This window comes from Corallococcus sp. BB11-1 (genome assembly GCF_026626625.1).
GTDB classification, from domain to species: Bacteria; Myxococcota; Myxococcia; order Myxococcales; family Myxococcaceae; genus Corallococcus; species Corallococcus soli.
The window spans coordinates 529,382-553,079 of record NZ_JAPNJY010000028.1; the positions used below are offsets into that span (position 1 = coordinate 529,382).

At 72.0% G+C, this 23,698-nt stretch carries 21 protein-coding genes; 2 read left to right on the plus strand and 19 right to left on the minus strand.

What is annotated here, in order from left to right; translation table 11 throughout:
* Positions 1-14: 14 nt before the first annotated feature.
* The 16 genes from OV207_RS23555 to OV207_RS23630 form a co-directional block, all read right to left on the minus strand.
* Positions 15-2,171: an ABC transporter ATP-binding protein gene (locus tag OV207_RS23555; protein ID WP_267557396.1), complete on the minus strand. Its 2,157-nt coding sequence runs from the start codon at positions 2,169-2,171 to the stop codon at positions 15-17.
* Positions 2,168-5,002, minus strand: coding sequence for an ATP-binding cassette domain-containing protein (locus tag OV207_RS23560; protein WP_267557398.1), 2,835 nt, complete (start codon positions 5,000-5,002; stop codon positions 2,168-2,170). Before OV207_RS23560 ends, OV207_RS23555 begins: the two co-directional genes overlap by 4 nt.
* Positions 4,999-6,150, minus strand: coding sequence for an HlyD family secretion protein (locus tag OV207_RS23565; RefSeq protein WP_267557400.1), 1,152 nt, complete (start codon positions 6,148-6,150; stop codon positions 4,999-5,001). Before OV207_RS23565 ends, OV207_RS23560 begins: the two co-directional genes overlap by 4 nt.
* A 12-nt stretch (positions 6,151-6,162) precedes the next feature.
* On the minus strand, positions 6,163-7,905 hold the full coding sequence (locus tag OV207_RS23570; protein ID WP_267557401.1) for a WD40 repeat domain-containing protein: 1,743 nt from the start codon (positions 7,903-7,905) through the stop codon (positions 6,163-6,165).
* The gene (locus OV207_RS23575; protein ID WP_267557403.1) at positions 7,902-9,833 is read right to left on the minus strand and encodes a WD40 repeat domain-containing protein; all 1,932 of its coding nucleotides are present in this window, start codon (positions 9,831-9,833) and stop codon (positions 7,902-7,904) included. Before OV207_RS23575 ends, OV207_RS23570 begins: the two co-directional genes overlap by 4 nt.
* 43 nt (positions 9,834-9,876) lie before the next feature.
* Positions 9,877-10,701, minus strand: coding sequence for a formylglycine-generating enzyme family protein (locus tag OV207_RS23580; RefSeq protein ID WP_267557406.1), 825 nt, complete (start codon positions 10,699-10,701; stop codon positions 9,877-9,879).
* A 28-nt stretch (positions 10,702-10,729) separates the two neighbouring features.
* Positions 10,730-10,900, minus strand: a complete 171-nt coding sequence (locus tag OV207_RS23585; protein ID WP_158625138.1) for a hypothetical protein — start codon at positions 10,898-10,900, stop codon at positions 10,730-10,732.
* Positions 10,901-11,036: 136 nt separating this feature from the next.
* Positions 11,037-11,648 carry an NADPH-dependent FMN reductase gene (locus tag OV207_RS23590; RefSeq protein ID WP_267557410.1) on the minus strand — a complete coding sequence of 204 codons (612 nt, stop codon included), beginning with the start codon at positions 11,646-11,648 and terminating at the stop codon, positions 11,037-11,039.
* Positions 11,649-11,673: 25 nt separating this feature from the next.
* Positions 11,674-12,294: a GTP cyclohydrolase II gene (gene ribA, locus OV207_RS23595; protein WP_267557412.1), complete on the minus strand. Its 621-nt coding sequence runs from the start codon at positions 12,292-12,294 to the stop codon at positions 11,674-11,676.
* Positions 12,294-13,427: a bifunctional diaminohydroxyphosphoribosylaminopyrimidine deaminase/5-amino-6-(5-phosphoribosylamino)uracil reductase RibD gene (gene ribD / locus OV207_RS23600; protein WP_324291559.1), complete on the minus strand. Its 1,134-nt coding sequence runs from the start codon at positions 13,425-13,427 to the stop codon at positions 12,294-12,296. Before ribD ends, ribA begins: the two co-directional genes overlap by 1 nt.
* Before the next feature lie 116 nt (positions 13,428-13,543).
* On the minus strand, positions 13,544-14,689 hold the full coding sequence (locus OV207_RS23605; protein WP_267557417.1) for a GTP-binding protein: 1,146 nt from the start codon (positions 14,687-14,689) through the stop codon (positions 13,544-13,546).
* The gene (locus tag OV207_RS23610) at positions 14,686-15,849 is read right to left on the minus strand and encodes an anhydro-N-acetylmuramic acid kinase (RefSeq protein WP_267557418.1); all 1,164 of its coding nucleotides are present in this window, start codon (positions 15,847-15,849) and stop codon (positions 14,686-14,688) included. The genes OV207_RS23605 and OV207_RS23610 overlap by 4 nt, the downstream gene beginning before the upstream one ends.
* Before the next feature lie 65 nt (positions 15,850-15,914).
* Entirely contained in the window at positions 15,915-16,877 is a 963-nt protein-coding gene (gene murQ / locus OV207_RS23615) for an N-acetylmuramic acid 6-phosphate etherase (RefSeq protein WP_267557420.1), read from the minus strand.
* Positions 16,878-16,894: 17 nt separating this feature from the next.
* Positions 16,895-17,086 carry a 50S ribosomal protein L28 gene (gene rpmB, locus OV207_RS23620; RefSeq protein WP_120540363.1) on the minus strand — a complete coding sequence of 64 codons (192 nt, stop codon included), beginning with the start codon at positions 17,084-17,086 and terminating at the stop codon, positions 16,895-16,897.
* A 105-nt stretch (positions 17,087-17,191) separates the two neighbouring features.
* Positions 17,192-18,712, minus strand: a complete 1,521-nt coding sequence (locus tag OV207_RS23625; protein WP_193429808.1) for an NAD(P)-binding protein — start codon at positions 18,710-18,712, stop codon at positions 17,192-17,194.
* Positions 18,713-18,768: 56 nt separating this feature from the next.
* Complete coding sequence (locus OV207_RS23630) at positions 18,769-19,458, minus strand: HAD family hydrolase (protein WP_267557424.1); 690 nt, start codon at positions 19,456-19,458, stop codon at positions 18,769-18,771.
* An 81-nt stretch (positions 19,459-19,539) separates the two neighbouring features.
* Here OV207_RS23630 and OV207_RS23635 point away from each other — a divergent pair, with 81 nt between their 5' ends.
* Positions 19,540-20,613 (plus strand): enoyl-CoA hydratase/isomerase family protein, encoded by a 1,074-nt coding sequence (locus tag OV207_RS23635; RefSeq protein ID WP_267557426.1) that lies wholly within the window; start codon positions 19,540-19,542, stop codon positions 20,611-20,613.
* Between the two features lie 17 nt (positions 20,614-20,630).
* Here the strand turns inward: OV207_RS23635 and OV207_RS23640 are convergent, their stop codons facing one another.
* From OV207_RS23640 to purM, 3 genes are all read right to left on the minus strand, one after another.
* On the minus strand, positions 20,631-21,131 hold the full coding sequence (locus OV207_RS23640) for a DUF523 domain-containing protein (RefSeq protein WP_267557428.1): 501 nt from the start codon (positions 21,129-21,131) through the stop codon (positions 20,631-20,633).
* A gap of 62 nt (positions 21,132-21,193) precedes the next feature.
* A complete protein-coding gene (gene purN, locus OV207_RS23645) occupies positions 21,194-21,859 on the minus strand; it encodes a phosphoribosylglycinamide formyltransferase (protein WP_267557431.1) in 666 nt (221 codons plus the stop codon).
* Positions 21,856-22,893, minus strand: coding sequence for a phosphoribosylformylglycinamidine cyclo-ligase (gene purM, locus OV207_RS23650; protein WP_267557434.1), 1,038 nt, complete (start codon positions 22,891-22,893; stop codon positions 21,856-21,858). Before purM ends, purN begins: the two co-directional genes overlap by 4 nt.
* 154 nt (positions 22,894-23,047) lie before the next feature.
* Here purM and OV207_RS23655 point away from each other — a divergent pair, with 154 nt between their 5' ends.
* A complete protein-coding gene (locus tag OV207_RS23655) occupies positions 23,048-23,698 on the plus strand; it encodes a Crp/Fnr family transcriptional regulator (RefSeq protein ID WP_193429813.1) in 651 nt (216 codons plus the stop codon).

Consider the following 23,698-nt stretch of genomic DNA (forward strand, 5'->3'; position numbering starts at 1 on the left):
CGGCAGCGCGCGGTTCAGGGGTGCGCGATGAGCATCAGGGTCCGCGCCCGCGAGTCCACGCAGGCCATGACCTTGCCGAGCGTGTCCGGATCCAACGCCGCGAAGCTCTCATCCAGGATGATGACGTCCGCGTCCTGGAGCAGGGCGCGGGCCAGGAACACGCGGCTCTTCTCGCCGTGGGACAACTGCCAGCCCGCGTCGCCCACCAGCTCGTTGAGTCCGCCCGGCATGCGCTCCAGCAGCGGGCCCAGGCCCAGCTCCTCGCAGACCGTCCGCGCCTCCGCGAGGTCCGCGGGATCCGCCGGCCAGCGGCGCCCCATCAGCAGGTTGAAGCCGAGGCTCGCGGCGAAGATGTGGTTCTCGTGGAACTGGGGCACCAGCACGATGCGCTCGCGGAACTCGCGGTCGCCCAGCGTGGCGCGGTCCACGCCCCTTAGCAGCAGCAGCCCCGAGTCCTGCCGGCGCAGGCCCGCGAGCAGCGCCGCGAGCGTCGTCTTCCCGCCGCCGGACGCGCCCTGCAACAGGATGCGGTCCCCCGCGAGGATCTTGAACGAGCAGCCATCCAGCACCGGCCGCACGCGCGACGGGTGGCGGAACACCAGGTCGCGCGCCTGCACCACCACCTCGCCCGTGCCGGAGGGCGGATCCAGGATGATACCCCCGCGCTCGCCCGTGCTCGTCTGCTCGTTGCGCGCGGCGCGGAACAGCGACGCGATGCTGCGCCACGCGACCACCGCGCTGCCCGCCGTCAGCCCGCCCTGGCCCAGCTGCTGGAGCGTGCCCCAGCCCAGCAGGAGGCCACCCACGCTCGTCGCGACGAGGCCCGGTGAGGCGCCCGACACGAGCGCCGGCCCCAACACCGCCAGCGCCAGCACGAACCACGCGCGCGCCGCGTACACCAACCACAGCCTCGCCGCGTCCATGGGCCGGGACAGCCGCGCGTAGGCCGCGAGCTGTGCGTCTTCGCCCGTGTGCCAGAGCGAGCGGGGCTGCTGCGCCAGGCGCGTGCGCTGCCCGGACAGCTTCTCCACCAGGTCCTGCGTCAGCGACTGCCGGGCGCGCGTCCACCGCTCCCGGGCGCGCAGGTGCCAGCCGGACAGGGCCACGATGAACACCGCGAAGCCCAGGAACAGCCCCACCTGGGCCATGGGCGCGGCCCCCGCCAGCAGCACCAGCGGCACGAGCACCAGGTTGATGACCATGGCGAACGCCTGGAAGCCCGTCTCCAGCGCGAGCATCTCCATGGACTCGCTTTCGAACACCGCCGACAGCAGCGCGCCGCTGCCCTGCTGGCGCACGGCGTCCGGGTCCATGCGGAACGCGCCGTGGAGCAGGTGCTGCTTGAACTGCCGCCCCAGCAGCAGCCCCAGCAGGGACTGGAGGAACTCGCCCCGGCTCATCAGCGGCACCTGGAGCAGCACCAGCAGGCCCCACGCCACGTGCCAGCCATCCGGCTTGTGCCCGGCGAGCGCGTTGGTCCCCAGGTTCATCCACATCAACACCGCCACCAGCGCCATCGCCCCGTGCACCAGCAGCAGGGCGCCGAGCTTCGGCAGGATGCGCTCGCGCTTCAGCAGGGTCTTCAGCGGCGTGCGGCCCGGCACTGGCCGCAAGAGCCAGCAGTTGGTCAGCGTCAGGTCGGAGCGGAACTCCGCGCGCAGCCGCACTGCCTCCTGGCTTCCGCGCTCCACCCTCGCGGCCAGGGGGCCCAGGCGCTTCGCGAGCCAGGTGTCGATCTCCTCTTCGAACGCGGCGAAGCGGGCCGCGCGCAGGCTGGGCACCGGAAGGGTCTGCTCGCGCCCGTCCGGCAGCAGCACGGTGAAGTGCTTTGGATCCGCGCGGAGGATGACCAGGAAGCGGTACTCGTCCGCGGTGGGCGCCTTCAGGCGGATGATGGCCGGCGCGCACCGGGACGCGAGCCCGTCCACGTCCTCGTAGCGGCTGCTCACCAACTGCATCTCGACCTGGAGCGCGTCCGCCGCGTACTGGAACCAGCGGTGGATGCCCGCGATGTCGTGCGGCGCCATCTGGCGATCCAACGCCAGCGCCTCACGGGGCTCCGCCACGAAGCCCGTGCGGCGGGCCAGCAGCAGGACCGCGTCGGACAGGCGCTCGAACGGCCACGCCGTCGAGAAGGCCTCCGGAAACTCCTGTGCCACGAGCGCGGTCATTCGACGAGCCTCCCTCCCTCCAGCCGCCAGCGTCGCCAGGCCGGAGCGTCATGCAGCAGTCCCTGCGCCACGGCCTCACCCTCCAGCAGCGCGCGGTAGCGCGAGCCGGGCACCGACAGCAGCGCCTGCGGTGTCCCGCGCTCCACGACGCGGCCGTCCTCGATGACCACCACCGCGTCGAAGCCCTGCGTCTCGCTCACGTCGTGCGTCACGCACAGCAGGGTGGTGTCCTTCCAGTGCTCGCGCGCCCGGCCCAGCAGCTTGCGGCGCGTGGTGCGGTCCAGGCCTCGGAACGGTTCGTCCAGGAGCGCCAGCCGCATCCCGGGACGCAAGAGCGCGCGGGCCAGGCGCAGCCGCTGTCCCTCTCCGCCCGACAGCCGCAGGCCGTTCTCACCCGTGCGTGTCTGGAGCCCGCCCTGCATGTGCTGGAGCGCGGTCTCCAGGTCGGCGGACTCCAGCGCCCGCGCCATGTCGCCGCTGCCCACCTGCTCCTGCCCGTACGTGAGGTTCGCCGCGATGCTCTGGTTCCACAGCTGCACGGCCGGATCCACCCACGCCGTCCGGGTGCGCAGGTCCTCGATGTCCGACGGCTCCAGCGGCCTTCCGTCGAGCCGCACCGTGCCGGACGCCACCGGATACCAGCCGAGCAGCACGCCCAGCAGCGTGGACTTGCCCGCGCCGGAGCTGCCCACGATGGCGACGTGCGCGCCGGGGGCGACGTCCAGGTCGATGTCGTGGAGCAGCCGGTGGCCGGAGACCTCCACGGACACGCCATGGAGCGAGAGGGCCGCGGCCTGTGAGCGGGAGACGTCCGTCAGCGGCGCGGGGACCGCGGGCCTCGGTGCGACCTCGGGAGCGCCCAGGGGCTCCATGCAGCGCAGGGCGACGTTGCGGGCCGCCGGGTAGCCCTGGATGACGCCCGCGAGCTGCTGCGCGTGGTCCGGCAGGCCCATGATCCAGTAGGCCACGAGCAGCATGCCGCCGGTGACACCCTGGGAGCCCAGGTGCAGCGTGAGCAGGGTGATGCACAGCCCCGCGTCCACGGTGGCCTGGACGAAGCGCAGGGACACCATGGTGCGCAGCAACTGGAGGCTGCTGCGCATCCAGCCGGTGAGGAGGATTTCGTGCTCGCGGCCCAGCGCCGTCTGCGCCCCGTGCGCGCGCAGGGGCACCGCGCCCAGCAGCGAGTCCAGGTAGTAGCGCGACAGGCCGCCCAGCTGCGTGCGGGCCCGCATGTCCTGCTCCGTCATCCGCTGGCGGAAGGCGAGCGGCAGCACCACGCTCAGCACGGCAAGCACGACGGTGCCCCCCCACAGCCGCGAGTCCATCAGGCCGATGGCCACCACCGTCGCGACCAGCCCCACCAGCGCACGCGCGCCCGTGAAGGCCAGCGCGGGCAGGCCCCGCACGACGTGCATCATGTGGCTGCGCTCGGCCATGTCGGAGCTGAGCCGGCTTTGCAGGTACAGGTCCTGGAGCCGGGGAATCTTCTGGATGAACGCGAGGCGCAGGCGCAGCTCCAGCACCCGTCCCAGCCGCTGCATGCCCGCGTAGACGCCGGCCTCCAGCGCCCCGAGCAGCGCCAGGAAGCCCACCACGAGCACGCCCGCGCCCACGCGCTGCATGCCCATGCCCAGGTCCGGCGCCAGGTCGAACAGCCGGCGCAGCAGCACCGTCTGGCAGAGGAGCCCCAGCGGTGTCATCAGCGCGCCCACCGTGAGCAGCGCCAGCCCCAGCCGCGACTCGCCCGCGAGCAGCTTCGCCAGTTCCTGCTCGGGCCGCTCGTCGCGGGTGTCCAGCGCGGCCTGGAGTTCCTTCGGCAGCGCCGTGCCTTCCTCGGCCGTGTGCAGGAGGCCCGGCGCCCGGGCTTCCGTCGCGAGCCTCGCGTGCACGAGCAGCACGCCCGTGGACGCGACCACTGCGTCGTCGGGCGACTCGCCTTCGACGGACCAGTAGGGGCGGGGCAGCAGGTCGAAGCGCTCCGCGAAGGAGGTCCGCACCCGCTCCACCATCGCCCGCACCGTCTGGGCCTCGGAGCCCCGGACGATGCCCGCCTGCTGGAGCGACGCGCAGAAGCGCACGGCCGCGTCCAGCGCGCCCAATCCCAGCCAGCCGTCCGCCGCCCGCGCCAGGTCGAGGAGCGCCTCCGCGTCCCGCCGCGACACGCCGAGCGCGCGCAGCCGTGCCTCCAGGGGCCGCAGGAACGTGGGGCTCTCCGCCCAGGCCCGCCAGTCCTTCGTGGGCACCGTCGCCCGGTACTTCAGCGTCGAGGGCGCGAACTCCGACCAGCGCACCCAGATGCGTCCGGCCGCCGGATCCATCACCTGCACGTACGGCCCCACGCGGTTCCAGAGCACGACGAAGTGGTTGCCCAGGTGCGGCCGCTTCACGACCACCAGCGCGGGGAGGGCGTTCGCCGCGGGCAGCGGGACGTGGTCGGTGGGCACCACCGTCTGCCGAGCGTCCAGGCCGAATGCCCCCGCCAGCTCCTCCAAGGTGTCGATGGAGGTGCCGTCCACCGACGTGCGGCAGGCCTCGCGCAGACGGCCGTAGTGCACGGAGATGCCGAAGCCACCCAGCAGTGCCTTGAGCGCCGCGGGACCGCAGTCCATCTTCGAGGACTGGATGACCTCCGGGATGAAGAAGCGCCGCGCGAGCGGCTTCCGGGCCGTCTGAACCGGGGCCCCGGCCGGCGGTTCCACCGGCGCCGGAGCCCCGGTGCTCCCAGCGACATGCGCGTCGTCCGGGACATCGTTCGCTCCGCCGTCCACGGGCGGAAACACCGCCGGAGGCGGAGGAGGCGCCCGTCGCTGGGGATCTCGCACGGTCATGAAGTCGTGCCCAGGGTCTCGGCGAAGCCCCGGAAGAGGAGCGCGAAGGGGGACAGCTGCTCGACTTCGATCTCCACGCTGCCGCTGAGGCCGTGCTCCAGCGACACCTCGCGCAGGGAGTCGGGCGAGGCGCTCAGCTCCACGCGGATGAGCCCCTGCTGGGCCTCCTGGGCCACCCGCGCCACCCGGGCCTCCATGGCGCCGAAGCGCGTCCACGGAAAGCCATCCAGCCGCAGCCGCGCCTCCTGTCCCGGCCGCACGCGGCCCAGCGCGGTGGGTGCCGGCAGGTACGCGATGATCTGCAGGGCGCGCTCGGGCACGAGCATCGCGAGCTGCTGGCCCGCCGTCAGGTTCATGCCCGGGTGCAGCGGCAGCACGCTGCCGATGGTGCCGTCCGTCGGCGCGGTGATGCTCCGCTTGTCCACCTCCGCGCGGAGCCGGGGCAGGGCGGCCTCCACGGCCTGCTGCTCACCGATGAGCCGGCTCAACTGGATCTCCAGCGCCGCGATGCTCGCGAGCCGGTCCTTCTGTCCCACGCGCAGCTCCGCCGAGCGGCGCTCCTGTGAGAAGCGCAGCACCGTGCTGGAGGCCGCGTGACGGGTCGCCTCGCTGACGGCGGCCTCGTACTCCGCCTCCGAGACGAAGGACGAGCGCAGCAGTCCCTCCGTCCGCGACGCCTGGCGCCGGGCCTGCTCGGCGACGACGGCCGCCTGCTGCTCCTGCGCCGTGGCCTCTCCGAGCGTGGCCTTCGTGAGCTGGAGGTAGCCCTCCAGCCCCTCGCGCTCCGCGTCCCGCTGCTTGCGGAGCGCGACGGCCTCCGCCTCCAGGGCCGCCTGACGCGCCAGTTGTTCGCGCAGCACCGACTCCTGCTCCTGCGACTCCAGGCGCACCAGCACCTCGCCCGCCCGCACCTTCTGGCCCAGGCGCAGCGAGGATGCAGCCACGCGCCCCGCGATGGTCGGCTCCACCGGGAACGCCGCGCCTTCGACTTCCAGCCGCGACGTGGTGCTGCTCACGTACACGGACACCCGGCCCAGGCCGAGCCAGGCCCCCCAGGCCACCAGGAACACCAGCACCGTGGCGATGACGGGCGTGCTCCGGCGGCCTTCGTCCAGCGAGGCCAGTGAGTCTCGGAAGTCGTAGGACATGGGGGCTCTCGCCTACGCCGCCAGGGCCTGGGGCGGGAGCGGCTCCACGCTCGCGCGGAACACGCGGCGCGGGGCCGCGTCCCGGGACACCTCGTAGACGCAGCCGTCGTAGGCGCTCGCCAGGAACTGCCCGGGCTCGTGGCCCCGGGACACGGTGGAGATGCCGAAGTCGGTGAGCCGCTCCGTCTTCAGCCACTCGCCGCGCTCGGCGTCGAACAGCGCCAGCGTCCCGTCATACGCCGCCGTGGCCAGGAGCATCGTCCGGGGGCAGCTGGCCACGCAGCGCACGGAGCGGCCGTGCGGCGTGCGGTGGACGCTCGCCTGGCCCTCGCGCCAGACGCGCAGCATCAGGTCGCGCCCCACGGAGGCGAAGCGACCATCCGGCAGCGCGGCGGCGCCGTTGGTGATGCGCTCGTGCGCGTTCGCCGTGCGGGTCACCTCCAGCGTGGACAGGGAGACGTGCGCCACGGTGCGGTCCGCGCAGGTGGCGAACAGCGTGTCGCCGTGCACCGCGAGCCCCTTGATGGCGGCGCGGAACACCGACAGCCGCTCGCGCAGCACCATCCGGCCCTCGGACCTGGCCAGCAGCCACGCGTCGCCGGAGTACGTCCCCAGCACCACCAGGGCCTCGCCTCCGCGCTGCACCTCCACCGCGCAGTTGATGGGCGACGGCTGTTCGAACAGCACCTGGCCGGTGAGCGCGTCGAAGAGCGTGCCCGTCTGCCCGCCGGTGAGCAGCCGGCCGTGGAAGGACAGGAGGAAGTTGCACAGGCTGTCGATGCGCCGCACCGCCACGCCGTCGCGGTACAGCACGCCCGCGTCGCCGATGGCCATGGTGGCGCCCGCGTGCACGCCCACTGCGTTGAGCCCCGGCGTGTCTCCCACGCGGGACAGGTCCCAGCGCCGCGAGCCGATGTCGAACGTCGCGTAGCTGGAGCCGAACGTGCCCACGACGACGCGGTCGCGCGAGTCCAGCGCGCAGGTGCGCAGCCACACCTCGCGCGGGGGCCGCGTCTCCGCCTCCAGCGTGAGCGAGCCGTCCGGCGCCGTGCGGAACGTGCGCAGGAAGCCGTCGTAGCCGGTGCTCGCCAGCCGCGCCTCGCGCCCGCTGTACGCCAGGCACTTGATGCCCAGCGCGTGCGCCTGGTGCGTGCGCACCTGTCCGTCCTTGAGGATGAGGATCTCCCCGGCGTCGTTGCCGGCGTAGAGCACGCCCTCGGGCCCCATCGCGATGGTGTCCAGCTGCACGTCGCCGAACGACACCTGCTGGAGCAGCGCACCCGTCTCCACGTCCCAGCGGCGGATGTCGGCGTCGTCGCTGGTGGACCACAGCTCGCGGCCGTCCGGGGAGAACTCCACGAACACGGCGTCCGCCGCGTGGCCTTCCAGCAGGTGCACGCGCCGTCCGGTCAGGTCGAACACGCGGATGGCGTAGTCGCGCGACGCGGTGGCGAAGCGGTCCCCCCGGGGGGAGAACGCGACGCGTTCGATGTCGTCCGAGTGGCGCATCACCGCGAGCAGCCCCAGGTCCGGCACGCTCCAGAGGCGCACCGTGTGGTCGCTGCTGCCCGACAAGAGGAAGCGGCCGTCCGGGCTGAAGGTGCAGTGGTTGGCCAGGTGGTCGTGCCGGGCCCGGGCCACCGCCGTCTGCGTGCGGGCGTCCCAGAGGATGAGCTGGCTGTCATAGCCGGCCGTCGCGACGTAGCGGTCGTCCAGGCAGGCCACGCCGCTGATGGGGGAGCGATGGTTGATCACGGGACGTACACCCCGGCGTCATCGTGGATGGCGGCGGACAGCGGCGCGTCGACCGTGCCCATGGAGTGCAGCCGTCCGTCGTGGGCCCAGTACCGGCGCAGCACCCCGGAGCGTCCGAAGACGACGAGTTCGTTCGGGTGCGCCCCTTCGGCGCGGTTCGCGGGCATCCACAGCAGGCCCTTGGGGTAGTCCATGTCGAAGCCCGTCACCGATAGCTCCTGGAAGGTCTTGAAGTCGAAGAGGTGGATGCGCCGCGCGTAGGTGCACAGCGCCAGGAACCGCCCCGAGTCATCCCAGGCGAAGTCCTCGATGGTGTTGCCCAGGTGGGGGATGACCTGCGTCATGGCCCCCGTGGCCACGTTCAGCTCGTACAGCTCCGCGCCGCGGCCCACGAGCAGCCGGTCCGCGTCACGCCACTGCATCCGCTTGGGCGCCCAGGTGCCCTCCACCGTGAGCAGGGGGCTCAGCGTGGTGGCGTCCAGCAGGCGCAGCAGGCCCTGGCGTTCGCACACGGCCAGCACCTTGCGCGTGGGGTTGTGGGCCAGCGCCCAGAGGGGCTCCTCGCCGGTGTGGACCTCCGCCTTCGCCTCGCCCGTCTCCAGGTCGATGCGCCAGGCGCGCGAGTCCTCCGAGATGGCGAACAGGTCGAAGCCTTCCTGCGACACGGCGATGTCGCGCAGGGGCGCGGTCAGCTTCGTCACCGGGCGGGTGATGCCGTTGCGGACACTGAGGATGGTTCCGTCCGAGCGGCCCTGCACCAGCGCCTGCGTCGGCGGGTGGAACACCATGCGCTTGGCGTAGGAGCCCCGCGACGCGGCGACCGTCTCCCAGCGGGTGGAGACCTTCGTCTCCAGGGTGCCGGGGTTCGCGCCGTCCACGTGGACGTGGAGCATCTCCGGCCCCTCGCCCGCGAACGCCAGGTCGTGCGTGCCCACCCGGACGCCGGTCCACAGGGCGTTGGGCGTCTCCTTGATGACGGCGGTGGGGCGCTTGCCGGACAGGCTCGCCTTGTAGAAGGCGCCGTTGCGGCACTGCACCAGCACGAGGTCGGGGTCGCGCTCCAGGTGGTGCAGCCAGCGCAGCTTGAACGGCGTCTGGAGCACCACGCCCTTCTTCGCGCAGGTCTCCGGGTCGATCTCTACCACCGTGCGGTCGAACCCGCTCGCGAGCACGCGGCCGGACGCGCGGTTGATGGAGAGCTGCTCCAGGTGGTCGCGCACCACCGGGGGGCCCACGAAGGGCTCCTGCTTGCCGCTGGCGTCGAACCGGATGACCCGGCGCGTGTCGCTGGCCAGCAGGTACATGGAGCCGCCCAGGTGCTCCGCGCAGTGGATGGTGCGCCGGTCATAGCGGTAGCGCAGCACCGGCTCCTTGGGCTTCTTCGGATCCACGACGGCCACGTGGCCGCCGAAGGTGGACGCGAAGATGTTCCCGGAGTCCGGCAGGTAGCGGACGTAGTCGATGTCGTACGCGATGCCGTCCGGATCCTGGAAGTAGCCCGCGGCCCACAGTGGATCATGGCGCGTGTCGTCGAAGGCAATCTCCGTGAGCGCGCCGTCCGCGTTGTGGGTGATGAGCTTGCGCTCCGTGGGATGGAACGCGAGCGGGCACGACAGGGGCAGGGTGGCGACGAACTCGTAGCCCTCCGAGCGGATGTCACGCAGGTAGATGTCCTGGAGCTTGCGCAGCTTGCGCGGATCGCTTCGGTCCCAGAGGGACACCGTGTAGTCGATGCCCAGCGTCGCCAGGTACGGCAGCGTCGGGTGCACCGCGATGGACTCGATGCTGGCGGCGTGCGCGACCAGGTCCGTGTGGATGGCGAAGTCATCCACACTCACGGACAGGAGGTGGCCACCGATGGTCGCCGCGAACATGAACTGTTCGGACGGCTCCACGGCGAAGGCGGAGGATTTGCGGAGGTAGTTCATGAGGGTTCTCCAGGAGCCGCGGCTCACGCCGGGCCAGCGGGGCTCACAGCGCGAGTCTGAAGCCAAACAAGTTGAAGTTCGGGTGGGGGCCGTGCCGGCGCGCGCAGCGGGCCAGGTCACCGCCACACTCCGCGGAGCCGCCCCGGAGCACCGGATAGACGGGCCCCAGCGCTTCGGTCAGGTTGTCTTCGATGAAGCGGCCGCCCGGGTAGGGCGCGTAGTCCGTGGAGGTCCACTCCTCCACGTTGCCGGCCATGTCACAGACGCCATGCGCGGTTGGATGGGCGGCGTAGCGTGTGACGCTCGTGGTGCCGCCCAGGCCCGCCTCGCGCGTGTTGCACAGGCGCGCGTCGAACTCGTCGCCAAACGGATAGTCCCAGTGCTCGGGGCCGCGAGCGGCGTACTCCCACTCCGCCTCCGTCGGCAGCCGCCAGGCGCGTCCGGTGCGCTGACGGGCCCACTCCAGGTACCGCGCGATGTCCGTGGCCGTCACGCCCCACACGGGGTGGTCGTCCGGCAGGCCCTGGCGCAGCGAGGTGGCCGGCGCATGGCCGGTCAGCGCCACGAAGGCGCCGTACTGCTGGTTCGTCACCGGGAAGCGCGCCAACTGGAACGCCGCGACCTCCACGCGGTGCAGGGGCATCTCCTTGAGCAGCCAGGACCCGAACGTGGCGCGGTACTCCGGTTTGATCAGCGTGGGGCCCCACCGCCGCGACGCCCGCGCCACTTCCTCCTCGGTGGAGCCCATCAGGAAGGCTCCGGCGGGGATGGGCATGAGCTCGACGGGTTCGAGCGCGGGACGGGTGAGGGCCAGGGGCATGGGAGGAGGGCAGTTGGAGGGAAGGAAGAACGGCAGGGGGCGAAGCACGTCTCGCCCCACCGCCGGGGGACGACGACTAGGCCGGGGCCGCGATGATGATCGGCGGGCGGACGATGATCGGACCCGTGATGATCGGGCCGGGGTTGGTGATGATCGGACCCGTGGGGAAGGTGAAGGCGCCGGCCTTCACGCCACTCTTGACCTGCACGGGGAAGGCAGCGGGGGCGCTCATGGTCTGGTTGTTCATGGGTTTGTTTCCTGGGTGTGTGGGGTTGTCCCCGTCACGCACGCGTGGCGGGTCCTCGGCGGAGGGAATGGAAAGACTTCCCTTCACCGAAGCTCGTGTCGCTGACCGGATGTGGATGGGTTTGAAGCGGCTGGTGTCACATTCCGTAGCGGAATCTCTTCTCGAACATGCCGGGCCGCGCTCTCAGCGGCTTCATGGCCCGGGCGTACTCAATCAATACGTTCGACGCGTAAAACATTCGCTCGCGCAAATACAAATCTTCATCACTTCCCGGCGCGGCCCCGTCGTTGAGGACCTGGGCGACGTTGCGCACGATGATGTGCTCCGGGATGAAACACAGATGCGAATTCTTGCCGCTGCTCATGCGCAGCTCGGCCACCGGGTAGGCGCCGCCCTGGCCTGACGACACGGAGACGATGAGCACGGGCCGGTGCCGCAGGCAGCCCTCGCTGCACAGGAGCAGGAAGTTCTTCATCGCGGGCGTGGCCATGCCGCCCCACTCCGGGGTCACCAGCACCAGGCCGTCCGCGTCCGTCAGCTCCCGGGCCACGGGGCCCCACGTCGTCCCCCACGCCTCGGTGCCGCTCCAGACGCCCTCATCCCAGAGGGGCAGGGGCGTCTCGGCCAGGTCCAGGAAGCTGGCCTCCCGGCCCGGGCCGCCCTGGAGGAACTGGTCCCGGGCGAAGCGCCCCACCTTCGCGGATTGCGACGGCGCGCGGTGGCTGCCAATGACAAACGCAAGCTTCAATCGGTCCTGGGTGGGCATGGGAGGTCTAGAGCAGGTGGCCGGACTTGATGCGTTTGGTTTCCAGGTACCGGACGTTCTCCGGGCGGGTGGGCCCGACGAGGGCGACCCGGCGCTCCACTTCGATGCCGTGGGTCTCCAGGCCGGCGATCTTCCGGGGGTTGTTCGTGTAGAGCGACACCCGCTGGATGCGCAGCGCGGCCAGCATGCCCGCGGCGATGTCATACGTGCGCAGGTCGTCGTCGAACCCCAGGTGCAGGTTGGCCTGGACGGTGTCCAGCCCCCGGTCCTGCGCCTGATACGCCTGGAGTTTGTTGGCGATGCCGATGCCCCGGCCCTCCTGGCGCAGGTAGAGCAGGACGCCGCTCTCCTCCCGGGCCAGCGCCTCCAGGGACTGCTCGAGCTGGTCCCTGCAATCACAGCGCAGCGAGCCCAGGGCATCCCCGGTGAGACATTCGGAGTGCAGTCGTGTGGGCACGGGGGCGGGCCCGTCGAGCTGGCCCCGGATGAGCGCGATGTCCTCCAACTGCGCGCCGGAGGCGTGCCGGAAGGAGACCGCGGTGAAGGTGCCGGCGCGCGTGGGGAGCTGGGCGCGCGCCAGGACGAGCAGGGTGGGGTGACGGGGCAGTGGGACCGCGGTCGAGGTCATCACGTGCCCACCTTCCGGTCGGGCTGGCGCTCCAACTCCCCGTCCACGAGGCCCGCGTCGCGCAGGCCCTGCTCCAGCGGCTCCTCCGCGTCCACGAAGAGGGTCACGACGCCCTGGCGGGACAGCTCGCGCAGCGCCTGGGACAGCGGCAGGGGCGTCCCGTCCGCGTAGGGCAGCGGCACCACGGTGATGGCGGCGGAGCCCGTGGCGAGCAGGTACTCGGCGTGCCGTGCCTCCGGGCAGAACACCAGACACCGGTCGGTGGTGGACGTGCTCCGGCGTGCCACGCGGCGCAGCAGCTCCACGCCCGGCGCGGCGACGACCGTCAGCGGCGCGGAGGCGGTGGGGGCCGCGTCCCATTCCCTGGCGCCCATCCACAAGGCATCCATCTCCATGGGGAGGATGCGGGAGCCCGTGCCCGTGGACAGCAGGACGTAGGGCAGGCCCGTCGTCTGGACCTTGGCCCAGGGCGCGACGAGCGCCTCGGCGCTGGCGGACAGCACCAGGGTGCGCACCTCCACGCCCGCGGCCCGCAGGCGCTCGATGCCGCCGCCCCGGACGTGGGGATTCGGGTCGACGGCGCCCACGACGACGCGCGTGATGCCCGCCTGGAGGATGGCCTCCGTGCAGGGTCCCGTTCGACCGTGGTGGTTGCACGGCTCCAGGGTGACGTACAAGGTCGTGCCCCGCGTGTCGCCCTGGGCATTGGCGATGGCGTTCACTTCCGCGTGCGCGGTGCCCGCCTTCTCGTGGTGACCGCCAGCGATGAGCCTTCCGCCTCGCGTCAGCACCGCGCCCACATGCGGGTTCGGTGCGGGACGCCCGCGTCGCCCCAACTCAATCGCGCGCAGCATCCAGTCTTCGTCCGATGGTTGCATCCCACGGCCCCGATGAACGGTCTCGCTCCGTGTATCGGAGCGCCCCTTGTGTTCACTTCCAATGGGTATACGGAGGCGTATTTCTTTATTCTCGGCGGTATTTTCGCCCCGTTTCCCGGGGCTGACCGGATTCTGAGCGGCTGAGAAGGAGCCGCGCCAACGCGCGTCCTCGCGAGGTGGAGCGGGAGCCGCGGGTCCAGGGCCCGACGATGGAGCCCACGGACTTCCTGCGCGGCATCGCCGAGGAAAGCGCATGCGCGCCACCTGGCTGGACTTCCGTCAGACGCTGATGCGCTATCGCCCCGCGAGCCGGACTTGGGACACCCGGGGCCCTGTCGTCCTATCGCGCTGGGAGCCCTGTCCCCGCGACTTCACCCGGCGGTCGGGAGCCCCACGGCGTTGAGGCGCACGAAGACCTGCATCAGGACGTAGAGGGAGAAGGCGGCGTCGTCCACGCGCAGGTGCGGCTGGGTGGACAGGCCCTGCAGGCGCAGCAGGTCCGCGCCATCCACGTGGAGCAGGAAGGCCTGCTGGGCCAGGGAGCCCTCACCGGCGAAGGCCATGGCGCGCCGGACGGCGTCGGTGCACGCGGTGACGCAGGTGGTGTAGTCCCCGGCGGTGAAGGCGGCCTCCGCGGCCCGGGCGTGGTCGAAGAGGTCCCCGGGCGCCAGCGCGCTCGTGGGCCCCAGAAGCCGGGGGCCGGTGCTCGCCACGACGATGGGCGCGGGCTCCACGCGCGGCGGGGCGGGCGTGGTGAGCGTCCGGGGCACGGGCGTGGGGGCGATGGTGGCGGCGGTGGGGCTCTGCGTCGGGGGCACCTGCGGCGGCGTGGACGGCTGCTGCCGGTGGGTCAGGTGCTGCGCGAGCTGCGCCTCCAGGCCCGCGGGGGCGGCGCCGGGCGGCGGCGGGGCGGGGCGGGGCGGGGGGACGATGCGCTTGGCGCGCAGGTCCTTGATGACCAGCCGGGTGATGGTCTTGAGCGTGTCCAGCACGCCGCGGCCGTTGGTGGCGGCCGTCTCGAAGTCGGGGACGCCGCGCGGGTTGAGCTCCCGGCGCAGCTCCTCCACGGACAGGGTGCCCTCCAGGTCGCGCTTGTTCCACTGCATCACCAGCGGGAAGCGCTCCAGGCGGATGCCGTTCTCCAGGAGGTTCTCCTCCAGGTTGGCCAGGGACTCGCGGTTGGCGTCCATGGCCTCCGCCTGCGAGTCCGCCACGAACACCACGCCGTCGGCGCCCTGGAGCACCAGCTTGCGGGTGGCGTTGTAGAAGACCTGTCCGGGCACGGTGTAGAGGGCGAGCCGCACGGAGCAGTCGCCCACGCGCTCCACCTTCACCGGCAGGAAGTCGAAGAAGAGCGTCCGGTCGCCTTCGGTGGCGATGGACATCATCTCGCCACGGTGCGCCGGGCGGACGGTCTCGTAGACCTTCCGCAGGGTCGTCGTCTTCCCAGACAGGCCCGGGCCGTAGAAGACGATCTTCGCGGCCACTTCACGGGCCATCAGGTTCACGCTGCTCACGGTGTCAGCTTACCTAGAACGACTCGGCGCCTCGCGCCAGTTGCGGGGCGAACATTCGCGGGCGTTCCGGCCCGGTGCTCGGCCGCGAGCAGGGCGAAGAGGGCCGCCTCCTTCGCCTCCTCGGGGAAGCCCAGCGCGTCCAGGCGCTCCAGCGGCAACGGGGCCAGGCGCGCCCGGAGGTCCTCCATCAGCGCCGGATTCCGGGTCCCCCCGCCGGAGACGTACACCGCCTCCAGGTGGGCGAAGCGGGGGTGTACCCAGGTCTCGAAGGCGCGCGCGGTGGCCTCCACGGTGAAGGCGCGCGCGGTGGCCATCAGGTCGTGGGGGCGCCCCGGCGCCGCCGCCCAGATGCGGTCCACCAGGGGCTCGCCGAAGCTCTCACGCCCGGCGCTGCGAGGGGGCGGCAGGGCGAGGAACGGATGGGCGAGCAGTTCCTCCAGGAGCGCCGGCAGCACCTGGCCCCGGGAGGACAGGCTCCCGTCCCGGTCGCACCCCAGCCGTCCGCCCGTCATCCGGCGCGCCAGTCCGTCCAGCACCATGTTGGCGGGCCCGGTGTCGAACGCGAGCGTGTCCTCCATGTGCTCGCCCACCACGCTCACGTTGCCGATGCCGCCCAGGTTGAGGAACGCGCGCGTGGCGTCCGGCCGCTCGCGGTTGCGGAAGACGGCCCAGTCCAGATAGGGCACGAGCGGCGCGCCCTGGCCGCCCACCGCCATGTCCCGGGTGCGGAAGTCGCTGACGACGGGCAGGCCGGTGCGCTCGGCGATGACGGCGGCCTCGCCCAACTGGAGGGTGGAGGGCGTGGAGGACAGGTCCGGCGGCAGGTGGGCCATCGTCTGGCCGTGCGAGCCGACGACGTGCACGTCCCCGGGGGCCACGCCCGCGCGCGCGATGACGGCGAGGACCGCTTCGGCGAACTGCTCTCCCAGCTCGAAGTTGAGCGCGCACAGGCTCCGGGCGTCCTGGGGGCCCAGCACCCGCGCGACGAGCTCCGGCGCGAAGGGGCGCGAGACGTGGGCCAGGAGCTGGAGCGTCACCTCCGCGCCGGTGCCCTCCACGCGGCACAGCGCGGCCTCCGCCGCGTCCACGCTGGTGCCGGACAGCACGCCCACGCACAGCCGGGGCGGCAGGGAGGGGGAGGTCGGTGGGGCGGGGCGCATGCCCTGAAGTCTAAAGCCCTGCTCCCACGCTCGCCGGACCCCGGCCCCGCGAGTCCCTCCGGTGTTCAGGACCGACGTCGCCGGGGGCTTTTTCCGCTCTTATGGGACGCGGCTGTCCGCCTGGGCACAGGAGGAGCGAGCGCCCGCAGCCCCCCGTCCTCCAGCCTGCGCCGCGCCTGGGCGGGTGGCAGCCCGGTGAAGTGCATGGCCAGCGCCAGCTTCACGCTGTCCCCCGCCGCGGCGAGCAGGGCCCGTGCCTTGACGGGAGACACGTCCGTCAGCTCCGCCACCATGCGCGCCGCGCGGGCCTTGAGCTTCGCGTTCGTGGGGCGCACGTCCACCATGCGCCCCCGGTACACCTTGCCCAGCGACACGAAGGCCGCCGTGGTGAGCGCGTTCAGCACCAGCTTCGTCGCCGTGCCCGCCTTGAGCCGGGTGGAGCCCGCGACCACCTCCGGCCCGGTGCGCGCCAGCACCACCGTGTCCGCCCGCATGGCCTTCCCGGGCGGGTTGCAGCACACCAGCACCGTGTGCGCCCCCAGGCGCCGGGCCTCGTCCAGCGCCCCCCGGACATAGGGGGTGGAGGCGCTCGCGGTGATGCCGCACACCACGTCGCGCGCCGTCGCCCGGAAGGCCCGCACCGCCCGGGCTCCCGCCCCGACGTCGTCCTCGGCGCCCTCCACCGCGTGCGTCAGGGCCCGCCTGCCACCAGCGATGGCCGCCTGGACGCGGGTGGCCGGCACGCCGAAGGTGGGGGGACACTCGCTGGCGTCGAGCACGCCGAGCCGTCCGCTGGTGCCGGCGCCCACGTAGAGCAGCCTGCCACCGACGCGCAATGCTTCCGCCACGGTCCGGGCCGCCGCCGAAAGGGCCGGCAGGGCCTCGCGCACCGAGCGAAGGGCGATCAGGTCTTCTTGATGCAACCGTCGGACGACCGCCTCGACAGGGAGGAGGTCCAGATCATCCGCGCGGGGGTGGAGCCGTTCGGTGGGCGGAAGCGCTGCTTTTGGGGCGCGCGTCGTGCCCACCGGAAGGACCCCGGACTTCAGGCGGCCTTGGTCACCTTGCCCGCCTTGATGCAGCGGGTGCAGGCCAGAACGCGCTCGATGCTGCCACCGACGTTGGCCCGCAGCTTCTGCAGGTTCGGCAGGCTCCGCTTCTTGGTCTTGTTGTTCGCGTGGCTGACGTTGTTACCCACCAGCGGACGCTTCCCACAGAGGTCGCACTTCCACGCCATGACTGCTAACTCCTTGAAAACTGGGGCGTTCTACAACAGCCCATAAAAGAGCGGCGGAACCTACCAGAAACAGTCCGAAAATCCAGCCGGATCCGTGCCGGATGTCTACCCCTTGAGGGGATCCTTCTTCTTCAGCATGTCCTGCACCAGCTTCGCGGCTCGCATCCCCGCGAGCAGCTCGCCTTCCAGGCCCAGGCCGGGCAGCACCTCGCGGCCCGCCAGGATCACGTTCTTGGCCGGCGTGCGCTGCTTCAACCCCGTGACGCCCAGGAAGGCTTCCGCTTCGAAGCTGTAGAGGGGGTGGGGCATGAGGCGGCTGCCGCGCACTCCCCCGGCGTCCAGGTAGGGGGCCGACCGCAGCGCGCGGTGCTGCTTCGTGAAGGGCATCAGCCGGTCCAGGTGCTCGTCGATCTTCGTCGCCAGGGCCTGCAGGTGCTCCTCGCCCAGCTCGCGCGCGGAGGCCGGCACGAAGGCGCCCGCGCACACCACGCGCACGCCCTCCACGTCCTTGCCGCTGCCCGCCGAGGACGTGCGCGCCGGGTGCTGCTGCACGAGCAGCGGGCCCAGCTCCGGGTCCTGGGTGTCCACCAGCACCAGCTCGCCCAGGCCGCGCGGGAGCGCCGACTCCGGCACCACCCAGTTCACGGTGAAGAGCAGCGACCGGGTGTTGGACTGGTCCAGGTGCTCCAGGAGGCCCCGGTGGTGCTTCTTGTCCGTCACCAGCCGGCGGAGGGCCCCGGAGTCCGTGGCCGTCACCAGGCACGAGGCCCGGTAGAGCGTTTCCGAGCGCACCAGCTTCACGCCCGCGAACTTGCTGCCGTCGAACGCCAGCTCCTCGACGATGAAGCCCGCCGGGTTGTCGCGGCCCAGCACGTCCCCGCCCAGCTCCGCGAGCCGCCGGGTGAAGACGTCGCGCAGGGCGTCCATGCCGCCGGGGTAGGTGGAGGGGGCGGCGAGCACCTGGGACAGGGCCCGGGTGAGCGCCAGCGGCGCGGAGGGCTTCTCCAGGTGCACCACGAAGGGCAGCAGGCCGCGCACCAGCGACAGCGCGGGGTCCTCGCTGGCGAGCCGGGGCGTGGCCTCCAGGCCCGGGTGTTCCTTGATGAGCCCCTTGAGCTTCCAGCCCTCGAAGAAGCCGTCGGGCGGCAGCTGGGGGCCCGTCTTGAAGAAGGCGTCGGTGGCCTCGTGCTGGGCGGCGCTGCCGCTGAGGGCGCCCTGGATGCCCTCGCCGGCCTCGCCGAACTCGCGCGTCAGCTCCGCGCGGCGGCGCGCGGCGTCCGTGGTCAGGTCCACCCGGTTGCGGGGCAGGACCAGCTGCAGCTCGGGCGTGTGGGGGCGCAGCGCGCGGCCGATGGCGGTGGAGATTCCCAGTTCGGCCAGGGCCTCCTCCACCGCGGGCATCGCCTTGAGGGGCGGCGCGACGAAGGGGGCGTAGGGCAGCAGGAAGCCGTCGTGCTCGTAGCCGGGGCCCATGCCGTCGTGCTCCACCAGCAACACGCGGTGGTTGCGCTTGGCCAGGAGCGCGGCGGCGAGCGCGCCGCCGACCTGGCTGCCCAGCACGATGACGTCATACACGTGCCGGGACGGGCCCGAGGGGAGCTTGAGTTTGGCGGCGGACGTCGACATGGCCGCCGAACACTACACAACGTCACCGCGTCTGGCGCCCTTTTGGAGCGTCGGTTTCAGGGACGCGCGGCGAACAGCCGCGCCAGCAGCTCCGGGGGCAGCGTGTCGAAGTCCGCGGCGGTGTAGTGGGCGCCGGCCTTCTTCAGGAGCTCGGCGGTGGTGGTGGTGGTGATGCCCACGGTGACCATGCCGGCGGCGCGCGCGGACAGCACGCCGTTGATGGCGTCCTCGAAGGCCACGCACGACTCCGGGGGGACCTTCAGCGCCTCGGCGGCCGCCAGGAAGATGTCCGGCGAGGGCTTGCCCCGCTTCACCTGCTCCGCGCCGACGACGCACGCGAAGAGCGGCCGCACGGCGAGCCCGTCCAGCACCAGCTCGCGGTTGCCCTGCGGCGCGGCGGTGGCCACGGCCATGGGCAGGCGCGCGTCCCGCAGCCGGTGGAGGAACCCCTCCGCCCCCCGGTGCAGCGCCAGGTAGGGCCGGTAGATGGCGCGGTAGTGGGACTCCTTCTCCTCCGCGAGCGCGTCCAGCTCCGCGACCGACAGCGTGCGCCCGAGGAGCTCCGGGAAGATCTCCTCGTTCTTCTTGCCCGCGAAGTCGTTCTGGAACCGCTCGGCGGTCAGCTCCTCCAGCCCGAGCTTCCGGGCAAGCGTCACCCAGGCCCGGTTGTGGAAGTCCATGTTGTCGACAAGCGTGCCGTCCATGTCGAAGACGGCGGCGCGCAGGGGGGCGGCTGCGGGAGTCATTTGCTTCCCATACCGCTTTCAGCCGCCTTGTCACCCCTGAATCTCCCATGTGTGCACGGCCGGCCTGATATCCCCGGAGGCATGAGCGAGGACGTGCTGCTGGAGACCCGGGGAGCCGTGGGCCTTGTCACCCTCAACCGCCCGAGGGCGCTCAACGCGCTCTCCCTGGGCATGTGCCGGGCGCTGCATCCCCGGCTGGACGCCTGGGCGGCGGATCCCGCCGTGAAGGCGGTGGTGATTCGTGGGGCGGGGGGCAAGGCGTTCTGCGCGGGAGGGGACGTGCGCGCGGTGGCTGGCTCGGTGGACCGCCCGGAGGGGGAGGCGTCGCTGTCCCGGGAGTTCTTCCAGGCGGAGTACGCGCTCAACCACCGCATCCACCACTTCCCGAAGCCCTTCGTCGCGCTGGTGGACGGCATCTGCATGGGCGGCGGGCTGGGCCTGTCGATGCATGGCGGGTTCCGCGTCGTCACGGAGAGGCTGGTGCTCGCGATGCCGGAGACGGCCATCGGCATCTTCCCGGACGTGGGCGGTGGCTGGTTCCTGCCGCGCTTCCCGGGCGAGACGGGCACGTACCTGGGGCTGGCGGGCGCGCGCTGTGACGCGGCGGACGCGGTGTGGCTCGGGTATGCGACGCACCGGGTGGAGTCCTCCAGGATGGAGGAGGTGTTGGCCGCGCTGGTGGCGGCGGACTGGAGCGCCCCCGCGCACCATGCGGTGGCGCACGTCCTGGCGGGCTTCCTCGCGGAGCCGGGGACCTCCGCGCTGGAGGCGCGGGCGGACGCCATCGCGCGGTGCTTCCGGGGGGACCGGGTGGAGGACATCCTGGCGGCGCTGGAGCGGGAGGGCTCGACGTGGGCGGAGCAGACGCGGGCCACGCTGCTGCGCATGTCGCCCACGAGCCTCAAGGTGACGCTGCGGCAGCTTCGCGAGGGGCGCGGCCGGGACTACGACGCGATGGCGCGCGTGGAGTACCGCTTGAGCCAGGCGCTGACCGCGCGGCCGGACTTCCGGGAGGGCATCCGGGCCGTGCTGGTGGACAAGGATCAGCAGCCGCGCTGGAGCCCGGCCACGCTCGCGGAGGTGACGGACGCGCAGGTGGAGGCGTGCTTCGCCCCGCGCCCCGGAGACGAGCTGGTGCTGCCCTCGCTGGGCTGAGCCGCGAGGAAGAGGGCCTACAGGTCCTCGTCGCTCACGACGGTGCGTCCGTCCGCGCGCAGCAGCGCGGTCGTGATGCCTTCGCCGGGACGCAGCACGCCGGTGTCATAGACGCGCTGGCTGCCGCACGAAGGGCTCTTCTCCTTCAGCAGTGCCACCGGGACACCGAACCGCTTCGCGGCGTCCAGCGCCAGCCGGGCCCCGTCCTGGAACGCGGCGGTGCGGTCCTCGCGCGTGTCCCGGGTGAGGGCGCGTGCGCGGCCGGCCCAGACGTCCACGCCCGTGCCACCGGCCAGGTCCACGGGAGGCCGGGGAATGCCCATGCCCGCGGCGGCCTCCGGACAGATGGGGACCACGGACTTGCCCTCCAGCGCCGCCAGCACCCGCTCCGAGCGCTGCGAGCGTCCGTCATACCGACACGCCTCACCCAGCAGGCACGCGCTCACCAGGACCACGGGCGCATCGCGCAGGGCCTGCCGTCGTGCCTCCCGCGCCGAAGCGCCTGGCGCGGAGTCCACCGCGCCGTCGCCTGGGGCGCTCGACGCAGGGGAGGCAGGCGCGTGCGGCCCCGCGTCCTGCTTCACTTCGGCGCACCCGGACTGCGCAGGGCCGTCCCATCTCCCGTGACAATCGCGTCCACGCGCGTGCGCATCCCCTCCAGCGTCACCGCGCCCGTCACCGCCAGCCGCACGGCGAGCGGATACAGCCGGTGCTCCTCCGCGAGGATGCGCGCACTCAGGCTCGCTTCGTCATCCCGCGGGAGCACCGGCACCGCCGCCTGCGCGATGATGGGCCCGGTGTCCGTGCCCGCGTCCACGTAGTGCACCGTGCACCCAGCCACCTTCACGCCGCGCTCCAGCGCCTGGCGCTGCGCATGCAACCCCGGGAATGCGGGCAGCAGGGAGGGGTGGATGTTCAGCACGCGCCCCGGGAAGTGCTTCAGGAAGTCGGCGCTCACCAGCCGCATGAAGCCCGCAAGGCACACCCACTCCACGCCCGCGTCGGCCAGCACGCCGCGCACCGCCGACTCGAAGTCCGCCTTGGACGCGAAGGCCTTGTGGTCCACCACCTCCGCGCGCACGCCCGCCTTGCGCGCGCGCTCCAGCCCGTAGGCGGTGGGCATGTTGGACACCACGCACGCCACTTCGGCCGGGAAGTCCGCCTGCGCGGCCGCGTCGAGCAGCGCCTGGAGGTTGCTCCCGCCTCCGCTGATGAGCACCCCCAGCCGCGCCCGCTTCGCGCTCATGGGTCGATGACCGCCGTGGCCTCGCCCTGGCCCGCTTCCACCCGGCCCACCTCGGACGCTTCCACGCCCCGGCCGCGCAGCACCTCCAGCGCCTTCGCCACGTCCTCCTTCGCCACCACGACGATGAGGCCCAGGCCCATGTTGAACGTGCTGAACATCTCGTCGCGCGCGACGTTGCCCGTCTTCGCGATGAGGTCGAAGATGGCCGGCTTCTTCCACGCCGCCTCGCTCAGCACCGCGCGCGTCCCGTCCGGCAGGCACCGGGGCAGGTTGCCCGGGATGCCGCTGCCGGTGATGTGCGCCATGCCCTTCACCTTCACCGCCTGGCACAGCGCGAGCGCGTCCTTCACGTAGATGCGCGTGGGCTCCAGCAGCGCGTCACCCAGCGGGCGATCCAACCCCAGCGGCGCCACGTCCAGCGCCAGCTTCGCGTCCTCCAGCAGCACCTTGCGCGCCAGCGAGTAGCCGTTGCTGTGCAGCCCCGACGACGTCAGGCCGATGAGCGCGTCGCCCGGCGCCACCGTCTTGCCGTCGATGATGGCCGAGCGCTCCACCACGCCCACGCAGAAGCCCGCGACGTCGTACTCGCCGCGCGCGTAGAAGCCCGGCATCTCCGCCGTCTCTCCGCCCAGCAGCGCGCACCCCGCCTGCTCGCAGCCCAGCGCGATGCCCTTCACCACCTCCGCCGCCGCGTCCACGTCCAGCTTGCCGGTGGCGAAGTAGTCCAGGAAGAACAGCGGCTCCGCGCCGCAGGTGAGGATGTCGTTCACCGACATGGCCACCAGGTCGATGCCCACCGTGTCGTGCCGCCCCGCGAGGAAGGCCACCTTGAGCTTGGTGCCCACGCCGTCCGTGCCCGCCACCAGCACGGGCGCCTGGTACTTGCCGGGCGGCAGCGCGAACAGGCCGCCGAAGCCGCCCACCCCGCCCATCACCTCGGGGCGCGTGGTGCGCGCGGCATGGGGCTTGATTCGTTCGACGAAGGCGTCGCCCGCCTCGATGTCTACGCCGCTCTGCTTATAGGTCGTTCCCACGGGCCGGCCTTGTACCCCTCCCGGAGGCCCCTGTCTCGGGGCTCGGAGCCCCTCTGTCGGGTTTGCGGCCCCCCTGCCCGCCGGCCTGCGCCCGGGCGATATCGCTCTGGGATATTTGACCGGTGGGGTGGGGGCTGATTGACTCGTTGGTCAGATGGGCGCCGAGGAAACCCTCTTTCAAAGATTTGGCAAGGAGTTCCCCAAGGGCACCGAGCTCTTCCGCGAGGGAGAGATCGGCAAGGAGATGTTCGTCATCCAGTCCGGGAAGATCGCCATCTCCAAGCGCGTGCGCGACGTGGAGAAGGTCCTGGCCGTCCTGGGACCGGGCGAATTCTTCGGTGAGATGGCCATCATCTCCAACAAGCCCCGGAACGCCTCCGCCATCGTCCATGACGACGCGAAGCTGCTCGTCATCGACCCGAAGACCTTCGAGGCGATGATCCGCGGCAACGCGGAGATCGCCGTCCGGATGATCAAGAAGCTGACCGAGCGCCTGTCGGAGGCGGACGCCCAGATTGAGAACCTGCTCCACGGCGACCCCGCCAGCCGCGTGGTCCATCAGATCCTCCAGACCTGCCAGGCGCGGGGCCGGCAGCAGGAGGAGGGCGTGGAGATCGACTTCGCGGTGCGGGAGATGCCCCGGCAGATCGGCGTGGGCGAACCGGCCGTGCGCAGCATGTTGGACCGGATGGAGCGCGCGGGGCTCATCGAGCGCAGCGGTGACAGACTGACCGTGTATGACACGGCCCGGCTGCATGACTTCCTCAACTACCTTGAGATGAAGTGGAAGTTCGGAGACCTCTAG